The following is a 23,938-nucleotide window of genomic DNA, read 5'->3' on the forward strand; positions in this document are numbered from 1 at the left end:
CAACTCAGCTCAAGTTATGTCATTAAATGAATTATAAACGATTTTGCTAAACGATGCGTGCATATCGATTCACATTTCCTGTTATAAAAAATGAATCATGAAAAGTTACTCGAAATCTCAGCAATCGCTATTAAAAAAGGCAGAAATCCAAGCTCATACGAACCCGGCTTCTGCCTCTCGTTATTTACACTGATTATTTAACAAGCTCAATGATTGCCATTTCGGCGCCGTCGCCTTTACGAGGGCCCGCTTTCAGAATACGAGTGTATCCACCCTGACGTTCTGTATAGCGTTTTGCAACATCATCGAACAACTTCTGAACCGCATTCTGACCTGCTTCCTGATCAGCAACTTCATTACGGATAAAAGCAGCCGCCTGACGACGTGCATGCAAATCACCGCGTTTTGCCAACGTAATCATTTTTTCAACGATCGGCCGAAGCGCTTTTGCTTTGGAATGCGTTGTTTGAATACGCTCATTAATAATCAAGTCGGTCGCTAGATCGCGGAACAGCGCCTTCCTCGCAGCTGAATCCCGGCCTAATTTTGCATATGCCATTTACTTGTACCTCCTTTATTCCTGCCCTGAATCTTTCTTTTTTGCGCAAAAAAGAAAAATAATCCCTTGTCTACCAACTGGTTACTCTTCCACTCTCAGCCCAAGGCCAAGGTCATGCAGCTTTTCTTCAACTTCTTCAAGAGATTTGCGTCCAAGATTTCTGACCTTCATCATATCTTCTTCACTCTTCTGAGTCAGTTCTTGAACTGTGTTGATGCCGGCGCGTTTCAGACAATTGTATGACCGTACAGAAAGATCAAGTTCTTCAATGGTCATTTCAAGAACTTTTTCTTTCTTATCTTCTTCTTTTTCAATCATGATCTCAGCTTTTTGTGCCTGATCAGTTAATCCAACGAAGATATTTAAATGTTCGGTCAGAATCTTGGCACCCAAAGCAATTGCTTCTTCCGGACGAATGCTGCCATCTGTCCAGACATCGAGTGTCAACTTGTCATAATTAGCTACCTGGCCAACTCTGGTTTTCTCCACTTGATAGTTCACACGGGTGATTGGTGTGTAAATTGAATCAATCGGAATTACGGCAATCGGAAGATCATCGGATTTGTTACCTTCAGCAGGAACATAACCGCGACCTTTCTTGGCAAGCATTCTCAAATGAAAATGCGCACCTTCATCGAGTGTCGCAATTTCCAGTTCAGGATTCAGTATTTCAACATCACTGTCGTGGACAATATCGGCAGCTGTTACTTTCCCAGCTCTCTGAACGTCAATTTCCAATGTCTTTTCCTCATCTGAATACAGCTTCAAGCAAAGCTTTTTGATATTCAGAATGATCGCCGTTACATCTTCAACAACGCCCTCAATCGTGGAAAATTCATGAAGCACAGTATCAAACTGTACCGTCGTTACAGCCGCGCCTGGGAGGGATGAAAGTAAAATTCGACGCAAAGAATTACCCAGAGTCGTGCCGTATCCGCGTTCGAGCGGTTCAACAACAAACTTCCCATAACTACCATCGTCTGCTATTTCAACCGTGTCGATCTTTGGCTTTTCGATCTCAATCATCAAATGTGAACCCTCCTTCAAAACGTCGATACTTTTTCAGCGCGCGTTGGCCAATATTTTCCAAAGTTGTTCCTTAGAACTTAGCTACGGCGTGCTTCTCTGATCGGTGTACACGTTTAGTCATAGTTGCATTATTAACAGATTAATAGCGAGCTATACAATCAAACGCGGCGACGTTTCGGAGGACGGCAACCGTTGTGTGGAACCGGCGTAACGTCACGAATTGCTGTTACTTCAAGGCCAACTGCCTGAAGTGCACGAATCGCTGCTTCACGTCCTGCACCTGGTCCTTTGACAGATACTTCAACAGTTTTCATTCCACTATCCAATGCGCTCTTACCAGCTGCTTCTGCTGCTGTTTGTGCTGCAAATGGAGTGGATTTTCTAGAACCCTTGAACCCAAGACCGCCGGAACTAGCCCAAGCAATCGCGTTACCATGTGGATCCGTGATCGTTACGATTGTGTTGTTAAATGTTGAACGGATGTGTGCCACCCCGTTTTCAACATTTCTCTTGATACGGCGCTTACGCGTACGTTGTTGTGCTTTTGCCATAAATGTTTAACCCTCCTTTACTTATTTCTTTTTACCAGCCATTGTGCGCTTAGGACCTTTACGCGTACGTGAGTTGTTTTTTGTGTTTTGTCCACGAACCGGCAGACCTCTGCGGTGGCGGATACCTCTATAGGAACCAATTTCAATCAATCTCTTGATATTAAGAGAAACTTCGCGGCGAAGGTCACCTTCAACGCGGTAGTGGTCAACCACTTCACGGATACGTGTCTGTTCTTCTTCAGTTAGATCACGTACACGTGTGTCTTCGGAAACATTAGCTTCTGCCAAGATCTTCTTAGCTGTTGCTGGGCCAATGCCGAAGATGTAAGTCAAGGAAATAACCACGCGTTTTTCTCTTGGAATGTCGACACCTGCAATACGAGCCATACGTCAGAACACCTCCTTATTAACCTTGTCTTTGTTTATGTTTTGGATTTTCACAAATCACCATGACAACACCTTTACGGCGGACAATCTTGCATTTTTCACAAATCTTCTTAACTGATGGTCTTACCTTCATTATTGAACCCTCCTTATACACCGCAGAGCAATTATTTATGCCTGAACGTAATGCGGCCGCGCGACACATCATATGGCGACAACTCGACCGTTACTTTATCTCCTGGCAAAATGCGGATGAAATGCATACGGATTTTGCCGGATACATGAGCTAAAATCTTATGGCCATTCTCCAATTCCACACGAAACATTGCATTTGGCAGTGGTTCGATAACGGTGCCTTCAACTTCAATGACATCTTCCTTAGCCATCGGCTGACTCACCCTTCCTCTTGTTACTGATTTCTCCATCCAAAAAATGAGCGATGGCAAAACGCAGTTTTCCGTTTGTCACGCGTCCGATCTCGCGTAGACTTTTCTGTACTTCGACAGATATATATGATTGAAGTTCAAGATGGCTGATGTTTTTCTTTTTTGCATTGTCGAACTTCCTCTTGTCACCATCTGCAATTTCGACAAATCGATGATCAATAAGACGCACAATGACAAAATAAGAACCCGCTTCTTTCCCTTTCAGAACACATGCGAGCTGTCCGGGAACAGGTAAAGGGGCTTGATCACTACCCATCAATCATCACCTTCACTTATTGCTTTGTCAAGATTTCATTTCCATTTTCCGTTATTACAATTGTGTGCTCAAAATGCGCACAATTCTTACCATCCTGAGTCATCAATGTCCAGTCATCATCTTCAACCATCCAGATGTCCCGGCTGCCTTCATTCACTAAAGGCTCAATTGCCAGAACCATTCCGGGCTTCAACACCGGTCCCCGGCCTGATCGACCGTAATTCGGTACATCCGGTGCTTCATGAAGATCACGGCCAACGCCGTGGCCAGTCAGTTCATGTACAACGGAAAATCCATTTGACTCGGCACACATCTGAATCGCATGGGAAATGTTCGTCAGCCGCATTCCCGGCTTTGCTTCAGCAATTCCTTTGTAGAGCGATTCTTCCGTCTTTTCCAGAAGCCTTCGGGTCGTCTCAGAAACCGTGCCCACGGGGAAAGTCCAGGCGGAGTCTGCATGAAATCCTTCATACTTGGCACCAATATCGATACTGATAATGTCTCCGTCCTGCAGAACATAGGAACCAGGAATACCGTGGGCCAACTGATCGTTGACGGATGTGCAGATACTTTTTGAAAACCCATCATATCCTTTGAATGAGGGTTTAGCTCCCGCATCCCTTATCAAGCGCTCTGCCAGCGTATCGAGTTCAATCGTCGATATGCCGGGACGAATAGCCTGACGCAAACGTTCCAGCGTCTCAGCCACTATTTTTCCCGCAATGCGGATCCTGTTGATTTCCTCTATCGTTTTCCGCGTGATCACTTGGCAAGAACGCCCAAGATCTCTGAAACTTCCCGGAAAACAGAATCAATGTCCTGATCCCCATTGATCGTCTTCAAAGATCCCTTTGCTTCATAGAAGTCGAGCAGCGGTTGCTGCTGACGCATATTGACTTGCAACCGTTCATGAACCGTTGCTTCATTGTCATCTGCTCGCTGTTTCAAATCGCTTCCGCACTTATCGCAAATTCCTTCTTTTGCAGGAGGATTAAACGTCAAGTGATAGGTTGCTCCGCAGTTAGAACAGATTCTACGTCCCGTTAATCGAGCGAGTAATTTTTCAGGATCGACGCTGATATAAAGTACAGCATCAATTTTCTTTCCGTGCTCATTCATCATCTTGTCGAGTGCTTCTGCTTGCTCAACCGTCCGAGGAAAACCATCGAGAAGAAAACCTTCATCAGTATCGCTCTCTGACAGACGTTCGTTGACAATTCCAATCGTCACTTCATCGGGAACAAGCGCACCTTTATCAATAAAGGATTTTGCTTGTTTTCCTAGTGGCGTGCCACCTTTAATCGCCGCACGAAACATATCGCCGGTAGAGATGTGAGGGTAACCGAATTTATCAACAATTCGCTCCGCCTGAGTACCTTTACCAGCACCAGGCAAGCCCATTAATATGAGATTCATTGTACTCCTCCTGACTCATTCATAGTCAGTGCCTTACCTTTTTCTGATAAAGCCTTGATAGTTCTTCTTGATCAACTGGCTTTCAATACGTTTCATGGTATCCAACGCAACCCCGACAACGATGAGTAAGCTGGTTCCGCCGATTCTTGCACTCGCAGGAAGGCTTCCCATTTCACCAAAGACAATCGGGAGCAGTGAGATCACTGCAAGGAAAATGGCACCAAGGAAAGTCAAGCGATAAAGAATCTTGGTAATGTATTGCTCCGTGCTCTTACCTGGACGTATTCCCGGAATATAGCCGCCTTGTTCACCAAGATTTTTCGCCATCTTTTCAGGGTTAACCTGAACAAACGTGTAGAAATAGGTAAAGGCAATGATCAGTACCGCATAGATGATCATCCCGTAAACCGTAGAGTAATCGAATACGCGGATAATCCACGCAGTCACATTATTTTGCGGAAAGAAACGGGCAATCGTTGGCGGCGTGATCATCAATGAGATCGCGAAGATCACAGGGATAACTCCGGCAGCATTAACCTTGATTGGTAAGTGCGTCGGTTCCACACTGTATGTCTTCGTACCGATTGTCCGTTTTGCATATTGAATCGGAATTTTTCGAGACCCTTGTTGAACGAAAATAGTTCCGACAATAATAAGCAGGACAACAACGACAATGGCGAGCAATCCAAGTACTTCCATAAATGTGTTGGTTGACGACGCAAACCGCTGAGCATAAATTTGGCCAACAGCAGTAGGGATTCGGGCAATAATTCCTGCAAAGATAATAATGGAAATGCCGTTTCCTACGCCGTAAGCGGTAATCTGATCACCCAGCCATACGAGAAAAGCCGTACCAGTTGTCAGTACCAATGCAATGATCAGAAAGGTCCAGATGGTTGGGTTACTTACCAACCCTTGATAATTGTTACTGAACGCGTATGAAAGACCCACTGCTTCGATAAATCCGAGAATGATCGTCCCATACCTAGTCAGCTGATTCAGTTTGCGCCTTCCCATTTCTCCTTGTTTAGACCATTCAGTAAGCTTAGGAACTACATCCATCTGTAACAACTGAACAATAATTGATGCGGTAATGTAAGGCATAATACCCATAGAGAAAATTGAAAAGTTCTCTAGTGCACCGCCACCAAAAGTGTTAAACAAGCCAAAGGCACTTGAATCACTGAATTTGATCAGCTCTGTATTAATATCCGGAACGGGAATGAATGTCCCGATCCGAAATATAATGAGCATAAGCAATGTGAATACTATTTTTCGGCGAATTTCGGCCTCTCGCCACATACTGGAAAGCACTTGAAACATCAAATCACCTCAATGTTTCCGCCGGCAGCTTCAATCGCTTCTTTGGCAGAAGCAGAAAATTTATGTGCCTTAACTGTCAGTTTTGCTTCAAGCTTGCCTTCACCAAGAACTTTAACACCGTCATTCAATTTCCGGATCACACGTGTTTCAAGCAGCAATTCCGGAGTAATTTCTGTTCCATTTTCAAAACGGTTCAGCTTTTCAACATTAATAACAGCGTAAATTTTGCGCGTCGGGTTCTTGAAGCCCTTCTTAGGCAGTTTCTGCAGCAATGGCATCTGTCCGCCTTCAAATCCGAGACGTACCTTACCGCCCGAACGAGCTTTTTGTCCTTTTTGTCCTCGACCAGATGTTTTGCCAAGTCCTGAACCATAGCCGCGTCCTACTCTTTTACGAGCAAAACGGGAACCTTCAGCTGGTTTCAATTCATGGAGTTTCATCTTGGCACCTCCTTATTCTCAGTTTGATTCGAAATCAATCATTCAATTCGCGTACAGCCAAAAGGTGGGAGACCTTGTTGATCATACCGCGAATGGCCGGATTATCATCCTGCACAACAGTTTGGTAAGTCTTTCTCAAGCCAAGCGTTCTTACCGTCACGCGTTGTGATTCAGGACGTCCGATCACACTATGTTTGAGGGTAATTTCCAATTTTTTAGCCAATCCTGTTCCCTCCTTATCCGAGCAGTTCTTCCACTGATTTGCCACGCAGCTTAGCTACATGTTCAACACGTTTCAGGCTTTGCAGTCCTTCAACTGTTGCACGAACCATGTTAATCGGATTGTTCGATCCCAATGACTTCGAAAGAATGTCACCGAGTCCAGACAATTCGAGTACGGCGCGGACAGGACCGCCAGCAATAATTCCAGTACCTTCGGATGCCGGTTTCAGCAATACGCTACCTGATCCTGCATGGCCTGTTACTTGGTGAGGAATGGTTGTGTTAACGATCGGAACATTAAATACGTTCTTCTTCGCATCCTCAATCGCCTTACGAATGGCTTCAGGTACTTCGTGAGCCTTACCCTGTCCATAACCTACATTACCTTTTTTGTCGCCGACAACAACCAGCGCTGAAAAACGGAATCTGCGTCCGCCTTTAACTACTTTCGCCACGCGGTTGATTGTTACGACGCGTTCTTCAAATTCTGATTTATTGCGATCATTATTAGCCATGGATTCCCCTCCTTAACCTTAAAATTTAAGTCCTGCTTCTCGGGCGCCTTCAGCTACAGCCTTTACACGTCCGTGATAAATATAACCACTACGGTCAAAAACAACCGTGTCAATTCCTTTTTCCAAAGCACGTTCACCGATCATTGCGCCAACTTTTTTAGCTGCGGCAACGTCGCTACCTTTTTCAAGATCAAATGCTTTGTCAATCGATGAAGAGGCAACGAGCGTTACACCCTTTGCATCATCAATCAACTGCGCATAAATATTCTTGGAAGAGCGGAATACGTTCAAACGTGGACGTTCTGCTGTACCCACGATGCGGTGGCGTACATGAAGATGTCTTTTTTGACGAAGCGCGTTCTTGTCTTTTTTGGAAATCATACAGTTTGTCGCTCCTTTCTAGTAGAAATTGAAATCTATTACTTACCTGTTTTACCTTCCTTGCGACGTACCTTTTCGCCTTCATAGCGAATACCCTTGCCTTTGTAAGGCTCTGGTGCACGTACGGAACGAATATTTGCGGCAACTTCGCCGACACGCTGTTTGTCAATTCCAGAAACAGACACCTTGTTGTTTCCTTCAACAGCTAATTCAATTCCTTCTTCAGGAACGATTTCTACCGGGTGAGAGTAGCCGACATTCAATACAAGGTTCTTACCCTGTTTGTTAGCACGGTAACCTACGCCGACAAGTTCAAGATTCTTAACGAATCCCTTAGTCACACCTTCAACCATATTGCTAATCAAACTACTTGTCGTACCGTGAAGGGCACGATGTTGGTTTGAATCATCTGGTCTTTCAACTTTAACTTCATTGTTTTCTTGCTTTATGATCATATCCGGATGGAACTTCCGGGATAATTCACCTTTAGGTCCTTTGACTGTTACAGTCTGGCCGTCAATCGTAACCGTTACACCATCAGGAATGGCTGTCGGTCTTAAACCTATACGAGACATTAGGACACCTCCATTCTTGTTTGCTTATTACCAAATGTATGCGAGTACTTCTCCGCCAACTTTTTGTTGACGTGCTTCTTTATCCGTAATAACACCTTTTGACGTTGAAACTAGTGCGATACCAAGACCACCGAGAACCTTAGGTACCTCATCGGCTTTCGCATAAACGCGAAGACCTGGTTTACTGATTCTCTTCAATCCGGAAATTACCCGTTCCTTATTGCCGCCGTATTTGAGGATCAGACGAAGCACACCTTGTTTGTTGTCTTCAATGTATTCTACATCTTTGATAAATCCTTCGCGTTTCAGAATTTCAGCGATTTCCTTCTTAATTCTGGAACCTGGCAGTTCAATTTGTTCGTGGCGAACAATATTGGCATTACGAATGCGGGTCAACATATCTGCAATCGGATCTGTCATGACCATGCAAAACGACCTCCTTCCCTATCACATAAAATTTTACCAGCTAGCTTTTTTAACACCTGGGATTTGTCCTTTATAGGCAAGTTCGCGAAAACAAATTCTGCATAATTTGAATTTCCTAAGAACCGAATGAGGACGTCCGCAGCGTTCACAGCGTGTGTATTCCTGCACTTTGAATTTTTTTGGGCGATGTGACGAAACAAGCATTGATTTTTTTGCCAAAATTCATATCCTCCTTGCGATTATTTTTTAACGAACGGCATGCCTAGCAATGTCAGTAATTCAGCTGCTTCTTCATCAGTGTTTGCTGACGTTACAATAACGATATCCATACCGCGTACTTTATCGACTTTATCATAATCAATTTCAGGGAAAATCAATTGTTCGCGGATACCCAGCGTATAGTTACCTCGGCCGTCAAATGCTTTCTTTGAGACACCGCGGAAGTCACGCACGCGAGGGAGAGCAACTGTAACCAGCTTGTCAAGGAAATCATACATACGTTCTTTCCTTAGTGTAACTTTTGCACCAATCGCAACACCTTCACGAAGTTTAAATGCAGCGATGGATTTCTTTGCGCGAGTAATCACTGGTTTCTGACCGGATAATGCAGTCAGATCTTCAACAGCGCTATCCAGAACCTTAGAGTTCTGAACTGCTTCGCCAACACCCATATTGATGACTACCTTTTGGATGGCTGGGACCTGCATTACAGATGTATAGTTAAACTTTTCAATTAAAGCCGGAACAACTTCCTTTTCATACTTTTCTTTGAATCGGCTCATGTGTTTACCTCCTTTCACAGACAATCAGATCATTCGATGACTTCGCCTGATTTTTTAGAAACACGTACTTTTTTTCCGTCTACTATTTTGTGACCTACGCGTGTAGGTTCGTTTGTTTTTGGGTCAAGCAGCATAACATTTGATACGTGAATTGGCGCCTCGTGTTCGAGGATGCCGCCTTGCGGAGCTGCCTGGCTTGGTTTTGAATGCTTTTTGACGATGTTTACACCTTCAACGAGCACACGTTCCTTTGCCGGAAACGCTGCAAGGATCACACCTTGTTTGCCTTTATCCTTACCGGAAATGACTTGAACCTTGTCGCCTTTTTTCACATGCAGTTTTGCCATGTTAAATGCCACCTCCTTTTCCTAACCATTCAGAATCACAATACTTCCGGTGCAAGAGAAACGATTTTCATAAATTGTCCGTCACGCAATTCACGGGCAACTGGCCCAAAGATACGCGTGCCGCGAGGGCTTTTGTCTTCTTTGATTAAGACAACAGCGTTCTCGTCAAAACGAATATAAGAACCATCAACACGTCTTACACCATGTTTTGTACGAACAACAACAGCTTTTACAACTTCGCCTTTCTTAACAACGCCACCTGGTGTTGCTTGTTTGACCGAAGCAACAATAACATCACCGATATTAGCAGTCTTGCGACCGGATCCACCCAAAACCTTAATAGTCAGGACTTCACGAGCACCTGAGTTATCGGCTACTTTCAAACGGCTTTCCTGTTGAATCATAAAGTGCAACCTCCCTTCGATCTACGGACATGTCCGACGATCAGATAATAACGGATTCCTCAACGATTTTTACAAGACGAAAACGTTTATCTTTAGAAAGTGGGCGAGTTTCAATGATTTCTACGATATCGCCGACTTTTGCTTGATTATTTTCATCATGCGCTTTGAATCTCTTGGAATACTTAACGTGCTTTCCATAGAGACGGTGGTTCTTATAAGTCTCAACGAGTACAGTAATGGTCTTATCCATTTTGTCTGAGACAACACGGCCAACCAGAACTTTGCGCGCGTTCTTGCGTGTTTCTTCTGCCATTCAGATAACCTCCTTCTCAGCCGTTTTGAACATTCAATTCACGTTCACGCAAAATCGTTTTTGCGCGAGCAATGGATTTGCGGACTTCACGAATGCGGGCCGGATTTTCCAATTGTCCGGTAGCGAGCTGGAAACGCAGATTAAATAATTCTTCCTTCAAAGACTTGACGTTTTCTTCAACTTCAGCAGTGGTCAAATTACGAATTTCCTCAGCCTTCATTTGCGTCACCACCCACTTCTTCGCGTTTCACGATTTTCGTTTTAATAGGCAATTTGTGGCTAGCTAGTCTTAATGCTTCGTTTGCCACTTCTTCACTAATGCCACCGACTTCAAAAAGCACACGGCCGGGTTTCACAACAGCCACCCATCCTTCTGGAGCACCTTTACCGGAACCCATTCGGACATCAAGAGGTTTCTTTGTGTATGATTTTTGCGGGAAAATTTTAATCCAAACCTTACCGCCACGCTTCATAAAACGTGTCATTGCAATACGTGCTGCTTCAATCTGACGGCTCGTGATCCATGCGGATTCAAGAGCCTGCAGTCCGTATTCACCGAAAGTTACCGAAGCGCCGCCCTTAGTTTGGCCACGCATTCTACCACGGTGTTGTCTACGATACTTTGTACGTTTAGGCATTAACATAATTATTTGCCTCCTTCCTTATTTGTCGTTCCTTTCGTCGGAAGGACTTCTCCGCGATAAATCCATACTTTAACACCAATCTTGCCATATGTGGTATCAGCTTCTGCTGTACCGTAGTCAATGTCGGCACGCAAAGTATGAAGCGGAACAGTTCCTTCACTGTAATCCTCTGTACGCGCCATGTCTGCGCCACCAAGGCGTCCGGCACATTGTGTTTTGATACCTTTGGCACCTGCACGCATTGCTCTTTGCAACGTTTGCTTCTGAGCACGTCTCCAAGAGACACGGCCTTCAAGCTGGCGAGCAATATTTTCAGCAACGAGTTTCGCATCAAGATCAGCTTGCTTAATTTCAAAAATATTAACGTGGACACGTTTACCAGTAAGATCGTTCAGAGCTTTTCGAAGGTTTTCAACTTCAGAGCCGCCTTTACCAATGACCATACCCGGTTTCGCCGTCCGAATGGTTACGTTAATCCGGTTCGCAGCACGTTCCAGTTCAATACCAGAAACAGCAGCGTCTTTCAGCTTCTTTTCGATATATTGACGGATTTTGATATCTTCGTGAAGATATTCCGCATATTCTTTATCAGCATACCATTTGGATTCCCAATCGCGAATGACACCGATTCTAAATCCAATAGGATTAATTTTTTGACCCACGCGTTATCCCTCCTTCTTTTCTGATACAACGATTGTAATGTGGCTGGTCCGTTTGTTGATCTTGCTTGCGCGACCTTGTGCGCGAGGACGGAAGCGTTTCAAAGTAGCTCCTTCATCAACAAACGCCTTTTCAACATACAATGTTTCTGCATCCATATCGTAATTATGTTCCGCATTAGCGATAGCGGATTTCAAAACCTTTTCAATGATCGGTGATGCTGATCTCTGTGTATTCTTTAACACAGCCATAGCATAACCGACGTCCTTGCCCCTGATAAGATCAATAACAAGACGCGCCTTACGAGGAGCAATACGAATTTGTTTAGCGACAGCTTTTGCTTGCATCATAGTTCCTCCTTTCGTTAGCGTGCACTCGTTTTCTTATCGGATGAAATGTGTCCACGATAAGTTCTTGTCGGGGCGAATTCTCCAAGTTTATGTCCTACCATGTCTTCCGTAACGTATACCGGCACATGCTTGCGTCCGTCATACACGGCAATGGTATGGCCGATAAATTCAGGGAAAATGGTCGATCTGCGGGACCAAGTCTTTACGACTCTTTTTTCGTCCTTTTCATTCATGGCAACGACTTTTGTCATCAGGTGTCCATCGACAAAAGGGCCTTTCTTCAGGCTTCGGCTCATGTGTAGGCCTCCTTCCAAATAAACTATTTATTCGCGATTATTTCTTGCGGTGTCTAATGATAAATTGTTCAGAAGCATTCTTCTTGCTACGTGTCTTGTAACCCATCGTTGGCTTGCCCCATGGAGACATTGGCGACTTACGTCCAACTGGAGCCTTACCTTCACCACCACCATGTGGGTGATCATTCGGGTTCATTACAGAACCACGGACGGTCGGGCGAACGCCTTTCCAACGTGAACGGCCGGCTTTACCAACAGAAACAAGTTCGTGTTCCAAGTTGCCGACCTGACCGATTGTCGCACGGCAAGTTTCGAGAATCATACGTACTTCACCAGATACAAGACGAATCAGTACGTACTTTCCTTCTTTACCAAGGATCTGTGCAGACGTTCCTGCAGAACGCACGAGTTGTCCGCCTTTTCCTGGTTTCAGTTCGATGTTATGAATCGTGGTACCTACCGGAATGTTCTTCAGAGGAAGTGCATTTCCGACTTTGATGTCGGCGTCGACGCCTGACATGATTTCTGTACCCACTTTAAGACCTTTTGGTGCAAGAATATAACGTTTTTCTCCATCCACATAGTGAACAAGTGCGATGTTTGCCGTACGGTTTGGATCGTATTCGATCGTTGCGATGCGACCAGGTACGCCATCCTTATTCCGTTTGAAGTCAATAACACGATATTGACGTTTGTGGCCGCCGCCTTGGTGGCGAACCGTTAACTTACCTTGATTGTTTCGGCCGGCCTTTTTCGGGAGCGACGTCAACAACGATTTTTCCGGCGTATCTGTAGTGATTTCCGCGAAATCCAATGATGTCATATTTCTACGACCGTTGGATGTCGGTTTGTACTTTTTAAGTGGCACGATCAGTAACCTCCTTCTTTAATATTCCTTATTCGCCTTCGTAAAAGTTAAGTTCTTTACTTTCCGGCGTCAAAGTAACAATGGCTTTCTTGCGGTTATTTGTATAGCCTGAATAGCGGCCGTAACGTTTCGGTTTACCTTTTACGTTCAACGTATTGACTTTAACGACTTTAACATCAAAGATGGCTTCTACCGCACGTTTGATCTCAGACTTATTTGCCTTCGTATCAACGTCAAAAGTGTATTTCTTGTCTGCCATCTGATCAGTTGTACGTTCAGTCAGCACGGGGCGCTTTATAATATCGCGAGGATCTTTCATTATCCAAGCACCTCCTCAAGCTTTGCCGCAGCTTCTTTGGTGACGATCAGTTTGTTATGTGCAACAACGTCAAGTACATTGACTTCGTTCGCAGCAAGCACCTTCACGCCAGGGATGTTGCGGGATGACAATACAGCTGTTTGGTCAACATTATTTGTGACAATCAGTGCCTTGTCTGACACAGACAGGTTATTCAGTAAAGCGACAATTTCTTTTGTTTTCGGAGCTTCGATCTTCAATGTGTCCAATACAATCAGATCATTATCTCCGGCTTTGCCTGAAAGTACAGATTTAATTGCAAGTCTACGTACTTTCTTAGGCAGTTTATAAGCATAGCTGCGTGGAGTAGGTCCGAATACGGTACCACCGCCAACCCACTGTGGTGAACGGATAGAACCTTGACGTGCACGGCCTGTTCCTTTTTGTTTCCACGGTTTGCGGCCACCGCCACGTACAGCAGAACGATTTTTTACAGCATGTGTTCCTTGGCGAAGAGAAGCCTGTTGCATAACAACCGCTTGGTAGACAACATGTTCGTTAGGTTCAATGCCGAATACAGCGTCAGCCAGTTCAACAGCTCCAACTTCAGCGCCTTTTTGATCAAATACAGTTAATTTTGGCATGGAAGCATCCTCCCTTCTTATTTAGCTTCTTTTGCTTTGAGTGCAGATTTGATAACAATATAGCTCTTCTTAGCGCCCGGGACATTGCCTCTAACGAGAATCAATTTACGTTCCGGATCAACTTTAGCAATGACGAGATTTTCAACCGTAACCGTTTCTCCGCCCATGCGTCCTGCCAGCTTTTTACCTTTAAAAGTATGTGCTGGATCAATAACACCCATGGAACCAGGACGACGGTGGTAACGAGAACCGTGCGTCATCGGTCCGCGAGATTGATTGTTTCTCTTAATTGGGCCTTGGTATCCTTTACCTTTTGAAGTACCGGTAACGTCAACAACGTCTCCAGCTTTAAAAGTATCAGCAGTTACTTCTTTACCCAATTCATAGTCATCTAAATTTACATTACGGAGTTCTTTAATGAAGCGCTTAGGTTCGGCTTTTGCTTTTTCAGCGTGTCCCTTTGCCGGTTTGGTAATTCGAGAAGCTTTTGCATTATCAAAACCGATCTGTACAGCTTCGTATCCATCCGTCTCAACCGTCTTCTTTTGAAGAACGACATTGTCGGATACATCGACAACCGTAACAGGAATCACATCACCGTTTTCAGCAAAAATCTGAGTCATGCCGATCTTCTTGCCTAAGATTCCTTTACTCATCCGTAACACCTCCTATTTGCTCTAAATAAATTATAATTTGATTTCAATGTCGACACCTGAAGGAAGATCCAATCTCATGAGTGAATCGACCGTTTGAGGTGTAGGCTCAACAATATCAACTAAGCGTTTGTGCGTACGCATTTCGAATTGTTCACGTGAATCTTTGTATTTGTGTACCGCACGCAAAATCGTATAAATCGATTTTTCTGTAGGAAGTGGAATCGGCCCTGAAACCTTTGCACCTGAGCGCTTTGCCGTTTCCACAATCTTTTCAGCGGATTGATCCAAAATACGGTGATCATATGCCTTTAAACGAATGCGAATCTTTTGCTTTGCCATGTTGTATTCCCTCCTTTTTTCGTCCATTTTTCAAAAATAGACTTGCTCCACGAAAATTTCCAGATAGCCCGCCTTGGCAAAGGAGCCGGGTGTATCTGCAACCTTCCGCATCATTGCCAAAAAACCAACTACACCATTATACCTAAAATCTAGGTACAAAGCAAGGCGAACCACCACTTTTTTCAGTGACTGTTACATTATAAAGAGTTTTTCATAAAAGATCAAATGAAAAATAGAATTTATAATAGCCATAAAAAAAGAGCTCTCCGAAGAGAGCTCTTTTCATTGACTAATTATTCAACGATTTCAGATACGGAACCAGCGCCTACTGTACGTCCACCTTCACGAATAGAGAATTTTGTTCCCTGTTCGATAGCGATCGGTGCAAGCAGATCAACGTCCATTTCAACGTTGTCACCAGGCATTACCATTTCAGTTCCTTCTGGAAGAGTAATGGTGCCAGTAACGTCAGTTGTTCTGAAGTAGAACTGTGGGCGGTAGTTAGTGAAGAATGGAGTATGACGTCCACCTTCTTCTTTTTTCAAAACGTAAACTTGAGCTTTGAATTTCTTGTGGGCAGTTACGGTACCTGGTTTAATCAAAACCTGGCCACGTTCAACGCCTTCACGGTCAACACCACGGAGCAATGCGCCGATGTTGTCGCCGGCTTCTGCAAAGTCCAAAGTTTTACGGAACATTTCAACGCCCGTTACAGTGGATTTCTTAGGAGCATCTGTCAAACCAAGAATTTCAACTTCGTCGCCGATCTTAACTTGGCCACGTTCAACACGGCCAGTAGCAACAGTACCACGACCTGTGATCGAGAATACGTCTTCGACAGGCATCATGAATGGCTTGTCGTTTTCACGAACTGGAGTTGGGATGTATTCGTCAACTGCATCCATCAATTCGAGAATGTGTTTTTCTTCTTCAGGATCGCCTTGCAATGCTTTCAAAGCAGAACCCTTGATTACAGGAACATCGTCGCCTGGGTAGTCGTATTCGCTAAGAAGGTCACGAACTTCCATTTCAACGAGTTCAAGAAGTTCTGGATCGTCAACTTGGTCTGTTTTGTTCAAGAAGACAACGATCGCAGGCACACCTACTTGGTTAGCAAGAAGGATATGTTCACGAGTTTGTGGCATTGGGCCGTCAACAGCAGATACAACGAGGATAGCGCCGTCCATCTGAGCAGCACCTGTGATCATGTTCTTTACATAGTCAGCGTGTCCTGGGCAGTCAACGTGTGCATAGTGACGTTTGTCAGTTTCATATTCAACGTGTGCAGTTGAAATCGTGATACCACGTTCACGTTCTTCTGGTGCACCATCGATAGAATCATAAGCGCGCGCTTGTGCTTTACCTGATTTTGCCAATACGGTTGTAATAGCAGCCGTCAGTGTTGTTTTACCGTGGTCGACGTGACCAATTGTACCGATGTTAACATGCGGTTTTGTACGTTCATAATGTTCTTTAGCCATGGATTGTATTATCCTCCTTTAATTCAATAGAAAGTTTAATTTATATGCAGTAAGAAAGTTGGCAAGCTTATGCCATCTCCCCTAGCTTACAATAAAATATATAGTGTGACAATGAATTTGTCAGGCAGACAAACCATTCGAATAATTATTCGCCGGTTGCCTTTTTGATAATTTCTTCACTGACACTCTTCGGTACTTCTTCATAGTGATCAAATTGCATCGTGAAGGTTCCGCGACCCTGAGTAGCTGAACGAAGATTCGTTGCATAGCCAAACATTTCAGCCAGTGGAACATGAGCGCTAACTACTTGAACGCCTTGACGTGCTTCCATACCATCTACACGTCCACGACGGCTTGTAATATCACCCATAATATCTCCCAAATATTCTTCAGGCATGCTGACTTCTACTTTCATGATCGGTTCAAGAATAACTGGAGCACAGACATTCTTCGCTGATTTCAGCGCCATTGAAGCAGCGATCTTGAACGCCATTTCACTGGAATCGACATCATGATAGGATCCATCAACAAGGCTAGCTTTCACATCGATTAACGGATAGCCGGCAAGTAGACCGTTTTGCAATGCATCTTTCAAGCCTGCTTCAACCGCTGGGATGTATTCACGAGGAACAACACCACCGACGATCTTGTTTTCGAATGTGAATCCTTCGCCTTCTTTTTGAGGTTCAAATTCAATCCAAACGTGACCGTATTGTCCACGACCACCGGACTGACGAATAAATTTACCTTCAGCTCTGCCAGCCTTAGTTAGCGTTTCACGGTAAGCAACCTGTGGGTTACCTACATTGGCTTCAACTTTGAACTCGCGGCGCATACGGTCAACGATAATGTCAAGGTGAAGTTCACCCATACCACCGATAATGGTTTGGCCTGTTTCTTCATCTGTATGCGTTTTGAAGGTTGGATCTTCTTCAGCCAGTTTTGCAAGCGCAATACCCATCTTATCCTGATCAGCTTTCGATTTTGGTTCAATGGCAACGTGGATAACCGGATCAGGGAATTCCATTGATTCAAGAACAATGAGGTGATCCTCATCGCAAAGTGTATCTCCGGTTGTTGTATTCTTCAAACCAACAGCTGCCGCAATGTCACCGGAGTAAACCTTTTTGATTTCGCTACGGTGGTTGGCGTGCATCTGAAGAATACGTCCCATACGTTCACGTGTATCCTTTGTTGAGTTCTGTACATAAGAACCTGCTTCGATTGTTCCTGAGTATACCCGGAAGAATGTCAGCTTACCAACAAATGGGTCTGTCATAACTTTAAATGCTAATGCTGCAAATGGTGCACTGTCGTCAGCTGGGCGCAATGCTTCTTCGCCTGTATCCGGCAGCGTACCTTTAATTGCAGGGACATCAAGTGGTGAAGGAAGATAATCAATGCAGGCATCCAATACGTGTTGTACACCTTTATTCTTAAAGGCCGTACCGCAAAGTACCGGATAGAATTTAACAGCACAAGTCGCTTTACGAATTGCTGCTTTCAATTCTTCTACAGAAATTTCTTCACCATTGAGGTATTTTTCCATGAGTTCATCATCAACGTCCGCAACGGCTTCAATGAGTTTTTCATGGTATTCTTCGGCTTGTTCCTTGTATTCAGCAGGAATCTCTTCCGCATCTACAATGGAACCCTGATCATCTTCATAGACATAAGCTTGCATGTTGACCAAGTCAATTTCACCCTGGTAATTATCTTCAGCACCCATTGGCAACTGAATCGGGTGAGCATTGGCTTGAAGGCGTTCATGCAGAGTCTTGCAAGAATAAAGGAAATTCGCGCCGATCTTATCCATCTTGTTAACAAACACGATTCTTGGTACGCCATAAGTCGTCGCTTGGCGCCAAACGGTTTCCGTCTGAGGCTCAACGCCGGATTGTGCGTCAAGAACTGTTACCGCACCATCAAGTACACGAAGTGAACGTTCTACTTCAACCGTGAAGTCCACGTGACCTGGGGTATCGATAATGTTAATTCGATGGTTCTTCCATTGCGCAGTCGTTGCCGCGGATGTAATGGTGATACCGCGTTCCTTTTCCTGGTCCATCCAGTCCATTTGTGAAGCCCCTTCATGGGTTTCACCAATCTTATGGATACGGCCTGAATAGAAGAGAATACGCTCAGTTGTTGTCGTCTTGCCGGCATCAATGTGCGCCATGATACCGATATTGCGCGTCTTTTCCAAGGAGAATTCCCTAGCCATGGTTTTCTCTCCTTCCTATTAGTAATCTTACCAGCGATAGTGAGCAAAAGCCTTGTTGGCTTCAGCCATCTTATGCATATCTTCGCGTTTCTTAACCGATGCTCCGGTATTGTTGGATGCGTCGATAATTTCATTAGCCAATCGTTCAACCATCGTCTTTTCTCCACGAAGTCTTGAATAATTAACTAAGTAGCGAAGTCCTAGCGTTGTCCGACGTTCCGGACGAACTTCAACCGGCACTTGGTAGTTAGATCCACCAACACGGCGTGCCTTTACTTCGAGTACAGGCATAACGTTCTTAAGTGCCTGTTCAAAAACTTCCATCGGTTCCTGATTTGTACGTTCTTTGATCAGATCAAATGCCTGATAGAGAATGGTTTGTGCCTTTCCCTTTTTTCCATCTTCCATAATCCGGTTGATCAGTCGAGTGACCAGTTTGGAATTATAAAGCGGATCAGGCAGTACATCGCGTCTTTCGACAGGGCCTTTTCTAGGCATGTTAATTCCTCCTCCCAGTTAGTAGTGATTAAGCCTTAGGTTTCTTTGCGCCGTATTTCGAGCGGCCTTGCTTACGGTCAACAACACTAGCCGTATCCAAAGCACCGCGGATAATATGATAACGCACACCAGGGAGGTCCTTCACACGTCCGCCGCGAATCAGAACAACACTGTGTTCCTGAAGATTGTGGCCGATTCCCGGGATATAAGCATTGACTTCAATGTTATTTGACAGACGAACACGAGCATATTTACGAAGCGCAGAGTTTGGCTTCTTAGGTGTCATCGTGCCGACACGGGTGCACACGCCCCTCTTTTGTGGAGCAAAATCATCAGTCAACGATTTCTTAAAACTGTTGTAACCTCTGTTCAATGCAGGCGCCGTAGACTTTCTGATTTTAGACTTGCGTCCTTGACGAATTAATTGATTAATTGTAGGCATTTACCTGTTCCTCCTTTCAAATTTCTAAACCCACTGATCCAGGCGGTTCTTTTCTCGCGCAAAAAATTGTTTTTGCAAGATTGCTCTTGCAAAAACATTATTTTTTTATCGCAACAGCCGATGCTCCGACTTCAATGCCGCAAGCCTGGCCTAACTTTTTCATTGAGGCCACCGTGCTCACAGGCACTTTTAATTCTTCCGCAAGTGTCAGTACTTTATTGGTGACTCGAACATCAGCATCTTCAGCTATGATAACCTCTTTAACTCGGTTTTCTTTCAGAGCTTTAATTGCCTGTTTCGTGCCAATAATGACTTCGTTCTTTGATTGTGTCACTTTATCATAAGACATCACCGTACATCCTCCAAAGTAACAAGTGTAAAAGAACACTCAGATATAATAGCACCGGCCGTTAACTATTGTCAATGGCAGAATCAACTTTCTTGATTCATCAATGCTTCTTCTGGTTGAGCCTTTGTTTCTGTTGTAACTGAACCATCTTCTGCTTCAACCACAACATTACGGTACTTCGGCATACCGGTTCCTGCAGGAATCAACTTACCAATGATAACATTTTCTTTCAAGCCGAGCAATTCATCAACCTTGCCTTTAATCGCTGCATCCGTCAATACACGTGTTGTTTCCTGGAATGAAGCGGCAGACAAGAAGGAATCTGTCTCGAGCGCAGCTTTCGTAATACCAAGAAGTACCGGGTGACCGGTTGCAGGCATTTTACGTTTAAGCAAGACATCACGGTTGTCATCCTTAAAGCGATGAATATCAACAAGAGCACCTGGCAACACGGAAGTATCACCGCTGTCAATGACACGAATCTTGCCCATCATCTGACGAACCATAACTTCAACGTGCTTATCGCCGATTTCCACACCTTGCATCCGGTAAACTTTTTGTACTTCACGGAGCAAGTAGTTTTGTACACCTTGTAGGCCAACTACATGAAGCAGTTCCTTTGGATCGATAGAACCTTCGTTAAATGCTTCGCCGGCTTTGATTTCATTGCCTTCGCCAACCTTCATGCGTGCACTGAGCGGAACAGTATAGTTTCTGGTTTCCATTTCGCCTTTGACTACTATTTCACGTTTATCCTTCAATTCAGTTAATGAAGTTATCGTACCATCAATTTCCGAAATAACCGCTTGCCCTTTCGGGTTTCGAGCTTCGAACAATTCTTGGATACGTGGGAGACCTTGTGTGATATCATCTCCGGCCACACCACCCGTGTGGAAGGTACGCATGGTCAACTGAGTACCTGGTTCACCAATTGATTGGGCGGCGATGATACCCACTGATTCGCCAACTTCAACTTCAGAACCTGTTGCCAGGTTACGTCCGTAGCACTTCTTGCAGACACCGTGTCGCGTTTCACAAGTAAATACGGTACGGATTTCTACTTCGGTGATCCCAGCTTCAACAATTCTTGAAGCAATATCTTCTGTGATTAACTGATTCTTCTCAACAAGCACTTCATCTGTATCCGGATGGTATACGATCTGATTGGCTGTACGTCCAACAAGCCGATCGTACAGACTTTCAATCTCTTCATTACCTTCACGGATCGCATGAACAACAATGCCACGTTCCGTACCACAATCATCTTCGCGGACAATAACATCCTGAGCAACGTCTACAAGACGTCTCGTCAAGTAACCAGAGTTTGCCGTCTTCAGCGCCGTATCGGCAAGTCCTTTACGTGCACCGTGCGTTGAAATAAAGTATTCCAACACGGTCAACCCTTCACGGAAACTCGAGATAATTGGAAGTTCGATGATACGACCAGAAGGATCGGCCATCAATCCACGCATACCGGCAAGCTGTGTAAAGTTCGATGCGTTACCACGGGCACCGGAATCACTCATCATAAAGATTGGGTTGGTCTTTACCAGGGAATCCATCAGTTTTGATTGGATTGTATCCTTGGCATCGCTCCAAATACCTACAACGCGTTCATAACGCTCATCTTCAGTAATCAAGCCTCGACGGAACTGCTTTGTTACCTTCTGGACATTTTCTTCAGCTTCATCAAGGATTTCTTTCTTCTCAGGAAGCACGATAACGTCAGATACACCAACTGTAATACCGGCTTTCGTTGAATATTGGAATCCAAGTGCCTTCAGACGGTCCAAGAACTTAGATGTTTCGGTAACTTTATAGCGCTTGAAGACTTCAGCAATAATATGTCCCAGATAGCCCTTCTTGAATGGCGGAATCTCTTCACGAGCCGCAATTTCTTTAGGAATATCAGAACCCATTGCGACAAAGAACTTATCAGGAGTTGCTTCCTGAAGGTTTTTATCCGTCGGTTCATTAATATATGGGAATGCTGGTGGCAGAATACGGTTAAAAATCAGCTTACCTGCCGTTGTTAGCAAATATTGCTTGTTCTGTTCTTCAGTAAACGTCGGGTTATGCGTTGCAGCTGCAGGGATGGCAATGCGTGAATGTAAGTGAACGTAGCCATTGTAATAAGCGAGCAGCACTTCATTAATGTCTTTGAAAATCTTTCCTTCGCCAACAGCACCCTTACGTTCGAGTGTCAAATAGTAGTTACCGAGCACCATATCCTGAGAAGGCGTAACAATTGGCTTACCATCCTTCGGGTTCAGGATATTTTGTGCACCAAGCATCAGCAAACGTGCTTCTGCCTGGGCTTCAGCAGAAAGTGGTACGTGAACAGCCATTTGGTCACCGTCAAAGTCGGCGTTATATGCCGTACAAACGAGTGGGTGAAGACGGATCGCACGACCTTCTACAATTCTCGGCTCGAACGCTTGGATTCCTAACCGGTGAAGCGTTGGCGCACGGTTCAGCAGTACCGGATGCTCTTTAATGACATCTTCAAGTACGCCCCATACGTCTGCATGGATTTTCTCCACTTTGCGCTTTGCACTTTTAATGTTATTTGCGATGCCTCGACTAACCAGTTCCTTCATCACAAATGGTTTAAATAATTCCAGAGCCATTTCTTTTGGCAGACCGCATTGATACATTTGCATCGTCGGTCCAACTGCGATAACGGAACGGCCTGAATAGTCGACACGTTTTCCCAATAGGTTCTGGCGGAAGCGGCCTTGTTTACCCTTGAGCATATGCGAAAGGGATTTCAATGGTCTGTTACCGGGTCCGGTAACCGGACGGCCACGACGGCCGTTGTCGATAAGTGAATCGACCGCTTCTTGCAACATACGTTTTTCGTTTTGAACAATAATGCTTGGCGCACCAAGTTCAAGAAGTCTTTTCAGACGATTATTCCGGTTGATGACTCTTCGATAAAGGTCATTAAGGTCAGATGTTGCGAATCGACCACCGTCAAGCTGAACCATTGGACGCAGTTCAGGTGGAATAACAGGAAGTACATCAAGGATCATCCAAGACGGTTCATTGCCGGATTCACGGAAGGCTTCAATGACTTCCAGCCTTTTTACTGCGCGTGTCCTTCTTTGACCTTGAACACTCTTTAGTTCTTCTTGGAGTGCTTCGGATTCTTTGTCCAAATCAACATCCTGAAGAAGTTTTTTAATCGATTCTGCACCCATGCCTGCTTTGAACGCATTGCCGTATTTTTCACGGTAGCTGCGGTATTCCTTTTCAGACAGCAGCTGCTTTTTCTCAAGCGGAGTATCTCCAGGTTCAGTCACGACATATGATGCAAAATAAATGACTTCTTCCAATGCTCTTGGGGACATATCCAGCAGCAGTCCCATACGGCTTGGAATACCTTTGAAATACCAGATGTGCGAAACCGGTGCTGCAAGTTCAATATGACCCATGCGCTCTCTACGGACTTTCGCACGTGTTACTTCAACACCGCAACGGTCGCAAACGACGCCCTTATATCTGACGCGCTTGTACTTTCCGCAGTGGCATTCCCAGTCTTTGGTCGGCCCAAAAATCCGCTCACAGAATAGGCCGTCCTTTTCTGGCTTCAATGTTCGATAATTGATTGTCTCCGGCTTCTTAACTTCGCCATGAGACCAGGACCTGATTTTATCAGGTGACGCTAAACCAATCTTCATAAACTCAAATTTATTGACATCCAGCAAGGGGGCAACCTCCCTTATATTTTCAGTGTCTGGCATAAGTGCCATCGCTTTAGTTCACCGAGTTGTTGTATGTTAGGCGGTGAGTACAGGATTATGAGAACCATCGTTTG

General features: G+C 44.7%; 37 protein-coding genes. All 37 read right to left on the reverse strand.

Annotated features, from left to right (window positions below; translation table 11 throughout):
• Positions 1–193: 193 nt before the first annotated feature.
• Positions 194–559 carry a 50S ribosomal protein L17 gene (rplQ, locus tag NIE32_RS11735; protein ID WP_253077094.1) on the reverse strand — a complete coding sequence of 122 codons (366 nt, stop codon included), beginning with the start codon at positions 557–559 and terminating at the stop codon, positions 194–196.
• An 81-nt stretch (positions 560–640) separates the two neighbouring features.
• A complete protein-coding gene (locus NIE32_RS11740) occupies positions 641–1,585 on the reverse strand; it encodes a DNA-directed RNA polymerase subunit alpha (RefSeq protein ID WP_253077095.1) in 945 nt (314 codons plus the stop codon).
• 161 nt (positions 1,586–1,746) lie between these two features.
• A complete protein-coding gene (gene rpsK, locus NIE32_RS11745; protein WP_253077096.1) occupies positions 1,747–2,139 on the reverse strand; it encodes a 30S ribosomal protein S11 in 393 nt (130 codons plus the stop codon).
• A 21-nt stretch (positions 2,140–2,160) separates the two neighbouring features.
• Positions 2,161–2,526: a 30S ribosomal protein S13 gene (rpsM, locus tag NIE32_RS11750; RefSeq protein ID WP_253077097.1), complete on the reverse strand. Its 366-nt coding sequence runs from the start codon at positions 2,524–2,526 to the stop codon at positions 2,161–2,163.
• Between the two features lie 19 nt (positions 2,527–2,545).
• Complete coding sequence (gene rpmJ, locus NIE32_RS11755) at positions 2,546–2,659, reverse strand: 50S ribosomal protein L36 (RefSeq protein ID WP_023511434.1); 114 nt, start codon at positions 2,657–2,659, stop codon at positions 2,546–2,548.
• A gap of 31 nt (positions 2,660–2,690) precedes the next feature.
• Entirely contained in the window at positions 2,691–2,909 is a 219-nt protein-coding gene (gene infA / locus NIE32_RS11760; RefSeq protein WP_010024579.1) for a translation initiation factor IF-1, read from the reverse strand.
• Positions 2,902–3,225, reverse strand: a complete 324-nt coding sequence (locus tag NIE32_RS11765) for a KOW domain-containing RNA-binding protein (RefSeq protein WP_253077098.1) — start codon at positions 3,223–3,225, stop codon at positions 2,902–2,904. Before NIE32_RS11765 ends, infA begins: the two co-directional genes overlap by 8 nt.
• Positions 3,226–3,241: 16 nt before the next feature.
• Positions 3,242–3,991, reverse strand: coding sequence for a type I methionyl aminopeptidase (gene map, locus NIE32_RS11770; protein ID WP_253077099.1), 750 nt, complete (start codon positions 3,989–3,991; stop codon positions 3,242–3,244).
• Positions 3,988–4,641: an adenylate kinase gene (locus NIE32_RS11775; protein WP_253077100.1), complete on the reverse strand. Its 654-nt coding sequence runs from the start codon at positions 4,639–4,641 to the stop codon at positions 3,988–3,990. Before NIE32_RS11775 ends, map begins: the two co-directional genes overlap by 4 nt.
• 33 nt (positions 4,642–4,674) lie before the next feature.
• Entirely contained in the window at positions 4,675–5,964 is a 1,290-nt protein-coding gene (gene secY / locus NIE32_RS11780; RefSeq protein ID WP_253077101.1) for a preprotein translocase subunit SecY, read from the reverse strand.
• Positions 5,964–6,404: a 50S ribosomal protein L15 gene (gene rplO / locus NIE32_RS11785; protein WP_253077102.1), complete on the reverse strand. Its 441-nt coding sequence runs from the start codon at positions 6,402–6,404 to the stop codon at positions 5,964–5,966. Before rplO ends, secY begins: the two co-directional genes overlap by 1 nt.
• A 34-nt stretch (positions 6,405–6,438) precedes the next feature.
• Positions 6,439–6,627, reverse strand: coding sequence for a 50S ribosomal protein L30 (gene rpmD, locus NIE32_RS11790; RefSeq protein ID WP_093674141.1), 189 nt, complete (start codon positions 6,625–6,627; stop codon positions 6,439–6,441).
• A 13-nt stretch (positions 6,628–6,640) separates the two neighbouring features.
• Positions 6,641–7,141, reverse strand: a complete 501-nt coding sequence (gene rpsE, locus NIE32_RS11795) for a 30S ribosomal protein S5 (RefSeq protein WP_253077103.1) — start codon at positions 7,139–7,141, stop codon at positions 6,641–6,643.
• Positions 7,142–7,159: 18 nt separating this feature from the next.
• Positions 7,160–7,522: a 50S ribosomal protein L18 gene (gene rplR / locus NIE32_RS11800; RefSeq protein ID WP_253077104.1), complete on the reverse strand. Its 363-nt coding sequence runs from the start codon at positions 7,520–7,522 to the stop codon at positions 7,160–7,162.
• Between the two features lie 38 nt (positions 7,523–7,560).
• Entirely contained in the window at positions 7,561–8,097 is a 537-nt protein-coding gene (gene rplF / locus NIE32_RS11805; protein WP_253077105.1) for a 50S ribosomal protein L6, read from the reverse strand.
• A gap of 27 nt (positions 8,098–8,124) precedes the next feature.
• Positions 8,125–8,523, reverse strand: a complete 399-nt coding sequence (gene rpsH, locus NIE32_RS11810) for a 30S ribosomal protein S8 (RefSeq protein WP_253077106.1) — start codon at positions 8,521–8,523, stop codon at positions 8,125–8,127.
• A gap of 33 nt (positions 8,524–8,556) precedes the next feature.
• The gene (locus NIE32_RS11815) at positions 8,557–8,742 is read right to left on the reverse strand and encodes a type Z 30S ribosomal protein S14 (protein ID WP_010024562.1); all 186 of its coding nucleotides are present in this window, start codon (positions 8,740–8,742) and stop codon (positions 8,557–8,559) included.
• A gap of 20 nt (positions 8,743–8,762) precedes the next feature.
• Positions 8,763–9,305, reverse strand: coding sequence for a 50S ribosomal protein L5 (rplE, locus tag NIE32_RS11820; protein WP_253077107.1), 543 nt, complete (start codon positions 9,303–9,305; stop codon positions 8,763–8,765).
• Positions 9,306–9,334: 29 nt separating this feature from the next.
• Positions 9,335–9,643, reverse strand: a complete 309-nt coding sequence (gene rplX, locus NIE32_RS11825) for a 50S ribosomal protein L24 (protein ID WP_253077141.1) — start codon at positions 9,641–9,643, stop codon at positions 9,335–9,337.
• A 44-nt stretch (positions 9,644–9,687) separates the two neighbouring features.
• Entirely contained in the window at positions 9,688–10,056 is a 369-nt protein-coding gene (gene rplN / locus NIE32_RS11830) for a 50S ribosomal protein L14 (protein WP_253077108.1), read from the reverse strand.
• Between the two features lie 40 nt (positions 10,057–10,096).
• Positions 10,097–10,369 carry a 30S ribosomal protein S17 gene (rpsQ, locus tag NIE32_RS11835; RefSeq protein WP_253077109.1) on the reverse strand — a complete coding sequence of 91 codons (273 nt, stop codon included), beginning with the start codon at positions 10,367–10,369 and terminating at the stop codon, positions 10,097–10,099.
• Between the two features lie 16 nt (positions 10,370–10,385).
• Positions 10,386–10,589 (reverse strand): 50S ribosomal protein L29, encoded by a 204-nt coding sequence (gene rpmC, locus NIE32_RS11840; protein WP_023511449.1) that lies wholly within the window; start codon positions 10,587–10,589, stop codon positions 10,386–10,388.
• On the reverse strand, positions 10,579–11,013 hold the full coding sequence (rplP, locus tag NIE32_RS11845) for a 50S ribosomal protein L16 (protein WP_253077110.1): 435 nt from the start codon (positions 11,011–11,013) through the stop codon (positions 10,579–10,581). Before rplP ends, rpmC begins: the two co-directional genes overlap by 11 nt.
• A gap of 2 nt (positions 11,014–11,015) precedes the next feature.
• Complete coding sequence (gene rpsC, locus NIE32_RS11850) at positions 11,016–11,675, reverse strand: 30S ribosomal protein S3 (protein ID WP_253077111.1); 660 nt, start codon at positions 11,673–11,675, stop codon at positions 11,016–11,018.
• Positions 11,676–11,678: 3 nt separating this feature from the next.
• Positions 11,679–12,020, reverse strand: coding sequence for a 50S ribosomal protein L22 (rplV, locus tag NIE32_RS11855; protein WP_253077142.1), 342 nt, complete (start codon positions 12,018–12,020; stop codon positions 11,679–11,681).
• A 17-nt stretch (positions 12,021–12,037) separates the two neighbouring features.
• Positions 12,038–12,319, reverse strand: a complete 282-nt coding sequence (gene rpsS / locus NIE32_RS11860) for a 30S ribosomal protein S19 (protein WP_253077112.1) — start codon at positions 12,317–12,319, stop codon at positions 12,038–12,040.
• A gap of 37 nt (positions 12,320–12,356) precedes the next feature.
• Complete coding sequence (gene rplB, locus NIE32_RS11865; protein ID WP_253077113.1) at positions 12,357–13,187, reverse strand: 50S ribosomal protein L2; 831 nt, start codon at positions 13,185–13,187, stop codon at positions 12,357–12,359.
• Between the two features lie 28 nt (positions 13,188–13,215).
• Positions 13,216–13,506 carry a 50S ribosomal protein L23 gene (gene rplW, locus NIE32_RS11870; RefSeq protein WP_023511455.1) on the reverse strand — a complete coding sequence of 97 codons (291 nt, stop codon included), beginning with the start codon at positions 13,504–13,506 and terminating at the stop codon, positions 13,216–13,218.
• Positions 13,506–14,129: a 50S ribosomal protein L4 gene (rplD, locus tag NIE32_RS11875; RefSeq protein WP_253077114.1), complete on the reverse strand. Its 624-nt coding sequence runs from the start codon at positions 14,127–14,129 to the stop codon at positions 13,506–13,508. The genes rplW and rplD overlap by 1 nt, the downstream gene beginning before the upstream one ends.
• A gap of 17 nt (positions 14,130–14,146) precedes the next feature.
• Positions 14,147–14,785: a 50S ribosomal protein L3 gene (rplC, locus tag NIE32_RS11880; protein ID WP_253077115.1), complete on the reverse strand. Its 639-nt coding sequence runs from the start codon at positions 14,783–14,785 to the stop codon at positions 14,147–14,149.
• Between the two features lie 30 nt (positions 14,786–14,815).
• Entirely contained in the window at positions 14,816–15,124 is a 309-nt protein-coding gene (rpsJ, locus tag NIE32_RS11885) for a 30S ribosomal protein S10 (RefSeq protein WP_010024543.1), read from the reverse strand.
• 293 nt (positions 15,125–15,417) lie between these two features.
• Complete coding sequence (gene tuf / locus NIE32_RS11890) at positions 15,418–16,605, reverse strand: elongation factor Tu (RefSeq protein ID WP_253077116.1); 1,188 nt, start codon at positions 16,603–16,605, stop codon at positions 15,418–15,420.
• 145 nt (positions 16,606–16,750) lie between these two features.
• Positions 16,751–18,829, reverse strand: coding sequence for an elongation factor G (gene fusA, locus NIE32_RS11895; protein WP_253077117.1), 2,079 nt, complete (start codon positions 18,827–18,829; stop codon positions 16,751–16,753).
• A gap of 27 nt (positions 18,830–18,856) precedes the next feature.
• Positions 18,857–19,327, reverse strand: a complete 471-nt coding sequence (gene rpsG, locus NIE32_RS11900) for a 30S ribosomal protein S7 (RefSeq protein ID WP_023511460.1) — start codon at positions 19,325–19,327, stop codon at positions 18,857–18,859.
• A 28-nt stretch (positions 19,328–19,355) separates the two neighbouring features.
• Complete coding sequence (gene rpsL / locus NIE32_RS11905) at positions 19,356–19,769, reverse strand: 30S ribosomal protein S12 (RefSeq protein WP_253077118.1); 414 nt, start codon at positions 19,767–19,769, stop codon at positions 19,356–19,358.
• Between the two features lie 97 nt (positions 19,770–19,866).
• A complete protein-coding gene (locus NIE32_RS11910; protein ID WP_253077143.1) occupies positions 19,867–20,118 on the reverse strand; it encodes a 50S ribosomal protein L7ae-like protein in 252 nt (83 codons plus the stop codon).
• Between the two features lie 83 nt (positions 20,119–20,201).
• Positions 20,202–23,828 carry a DNA-directed RNA polymerase subunit beta' gene (rpoC, locus tag NIE32_RS11915; RefSeq protein WP_253077119.1) on the reverse strand — a complete coding sequence of 1,209 codons (3,627 nt, stop codon included), beginning with the start codon at positions 23,826–23,828 and terminating at the stop codon, positions 20,202–20,204.
• Between the last annotated feature and the right edge of the window lie 110 nt (positions 23,829–23,938).

The organism is Sporolactobacillus kofuensis (genome assembly GCF_024125425.1).
GTDB classification, from domain to species: Bacteria; Bacillota; Bacilli; order Bacillales; family Sporolactobacillaceae; genus Sporolactobacillus; species Sporolactobacillus kofuensis.

Bases quoted from the DNA above. Each gene is read 5' to 3' on its own strand.
- NIE32_RS11740 (WP_253077095.1), bottom strand. From the start codon at position 1,585: ATGATTGAGATCGAAAAGCCAAAGATCGACACGGTTGAAATAGCAGAC.
- infA (WP_010024579.1), bottom strand. From the start codon at position 2,909: ATGGCTAAGGAAGATGTCATTGAAGTTGAAGGCACCGTTATCGAACCA.
- NIE32_RS11910 (WP_253077143.1), bottom strand. From the start codon at position 20,118: ATGTCTTATGATAAAGTGACACAATCAAAGAACGAAGTCATTATTGGC.
- rplR (WP_253077104.1), bottom strand. From the start codon at position 7,522: ATGATTTCCAAAAAAGACAAGAACGCGCTTCGTCAAAAAAGACATCTT.
- tuf (WP_253077116.1), bottom strand. From the start codon at position 16,605: ATGGCTAAAGAACATTATGAACGTACAAAACCGCATGTTAACATCGGT.
- rplF (WP_253077105.1), bottom strand. From the start codon at position 8,097: ATGTCTCGTATAGGTTTAAGACCGACAGCCATTCCTGATGGTGTAACG.
- rpmJ (WP_023511434.1), bottom strand. From the start codon at position 2,659: ATGAAGGTAAGACCATCAGTTAAGAAGATTTGTGAAAAATGCAAGATT.
- rpsK (WP_253077096.1), bottom strand. From the start codon at position 2,139: ATGGCAAAAGCACAACAACGTACGCGTAAGCGCCGTATCAAGAGAAAT.
- rplD (WP_253077114.1), bottom strand. From the start codon at position 14,129: ATGCCAAAATTAACTGTATTTGATCAAAAAGGCGCTGAAGTTGGAGCT.
- rpsQ (WP_253077109.1), bottom strand. From the start codon at position 10,369: ATGGCAGAAGAAACACGCAAGAACGCGCGCAAAGTTCTGGTTGGCCGT.
- rpsH (WP_253077106.1), bottom strand. From the start codon at position 8,523: ATGGTCATGACAGATCCGATTGCAGATATGTTGACCCGCATTCGTAAT.
- rpsL (WP_253077118.1), bottom strand. From the start codon at position 19,769: ATGCCTACAATTAATCAATTAATTCGTCAAGGACGCAAGTCTAAAATC.
- rplQ (WP_253077094.1), bottom strand. From the start codon at position 559: ATGGCATATGCAAAATTAGGCCGGGATTCAGCTGCGAGGAAGGCGCTG.
- rpsS (WP_253077112.1), bottom strand. From the start codon at position 12,319: ATGAGCCGAAGCCTGAAGAAAGGCCCTTTTGTCGATGGACACCTGATG.
- rpmC (WP_023511449.1), bottom strand. From the start codon at position 10,589: ATGAAGGCTGAGGAAATTCGTAATTTGACCACTGCTGAAGTTGAAGAA.
- NIE32_RS11775 (WP_253077100.1), bottom strand. From the start codon at position 4,641: ATGAATCTCATATTAATGGGCTTGCCTGGTGCTGGTAAAGGTACTCAG.
- rpsG (WP_023511460.1), bottom strand. From the start codon at position 19,327: ATGCCTAGAAAAGGCCCTGTCGAAAGACGCGATGTACTGCCTGATCCG.
- rplV (WP_253077142.1), bottom strand. From the start codon at position 12,020: ATGCAAGCAAAAGCTGTCGCTAAACAAATTCGTATTGCTCCTCGTAAG.
- fusA (WP_253077117.1), bottom strand. From the start codon at position 18,829: ATGGCTAGGGAATTCTCCTTGGAAAAGACGCGCAATATCGGTATCATG.
- rplW (WP_023511455.1), bottom strand. From the start codon at position 13,506: ATGAAAGATCCTCGCGATATTATAAAGCGCCCCGTGCTGACTGAACGT.
- rplN (WP_253077108.1), bottom strand. From the start codon at position 10,056: ATGATTCAACAGGAAAGCCGTTTGAAAGTAGCCGATAACTCAGGTGCT.
- rpsM (WP_253077097.1), bottom strand. From the start codon at position 2,526: ATGGCTCGTATTGCAGGTGTCGACATTCCAAGAGAAAAACGCGTGGTT.
- rplC (WP_253077115.1), bottom strand. From the start codon at position 14,785: ATGAGTAAAGGAATCTTAGGCAAGAAGATCGGCATGACTCAGATTTTT.
- rplE (WP_253077107.1), bottom strand. From the start codon at position 9,305: ATGAGCCGATTCAAAGAAAAGTATGAAAAGGAAGTTGTTCCGGCTTTA.
- rplP (WP_253077110.1), bottom strand. From the start codon at position 11,013: ATGTTAATGCCTAAACGTACAAAGTATCGTAGACAACACCGTGGTAGA.
- rplO (WP_253077102.1), bottom strand. From the start codon at position 6,404: ATGAAACTCCATGAATTGAAACCAGCTGAAGGTTCCCGTTTTGCTCGT.
- rpsE (WP_253077103.1), bottom strand. From the start codon at position 7,141: ATGGCTAATAATGATCGCAATAAATCAGAATTTGAAGAACGCGTCGTA.
- secY (WP_253077101.1), bottom strand. From the start codon at position 5,964: ATGTTTCAAGTGCTTTCCAGTATGTGGCGAGAGGCCGAAATTCGCCGA.
- rpsJ (WP_010024543.1), bottom strand. From the start codon at position 15,124: ATGGCAAAGCAAAAGATTCGCATTCGTTTAAAGGCATATGATCACCGT.
- NIE32_RS11765 (WP_253077098.1), bottom strand. From the start codon at position 3,225: ATGGGTAGTGATCAAGCCCCTTTACCTGTTCCCGGACAGCTCGCATGT.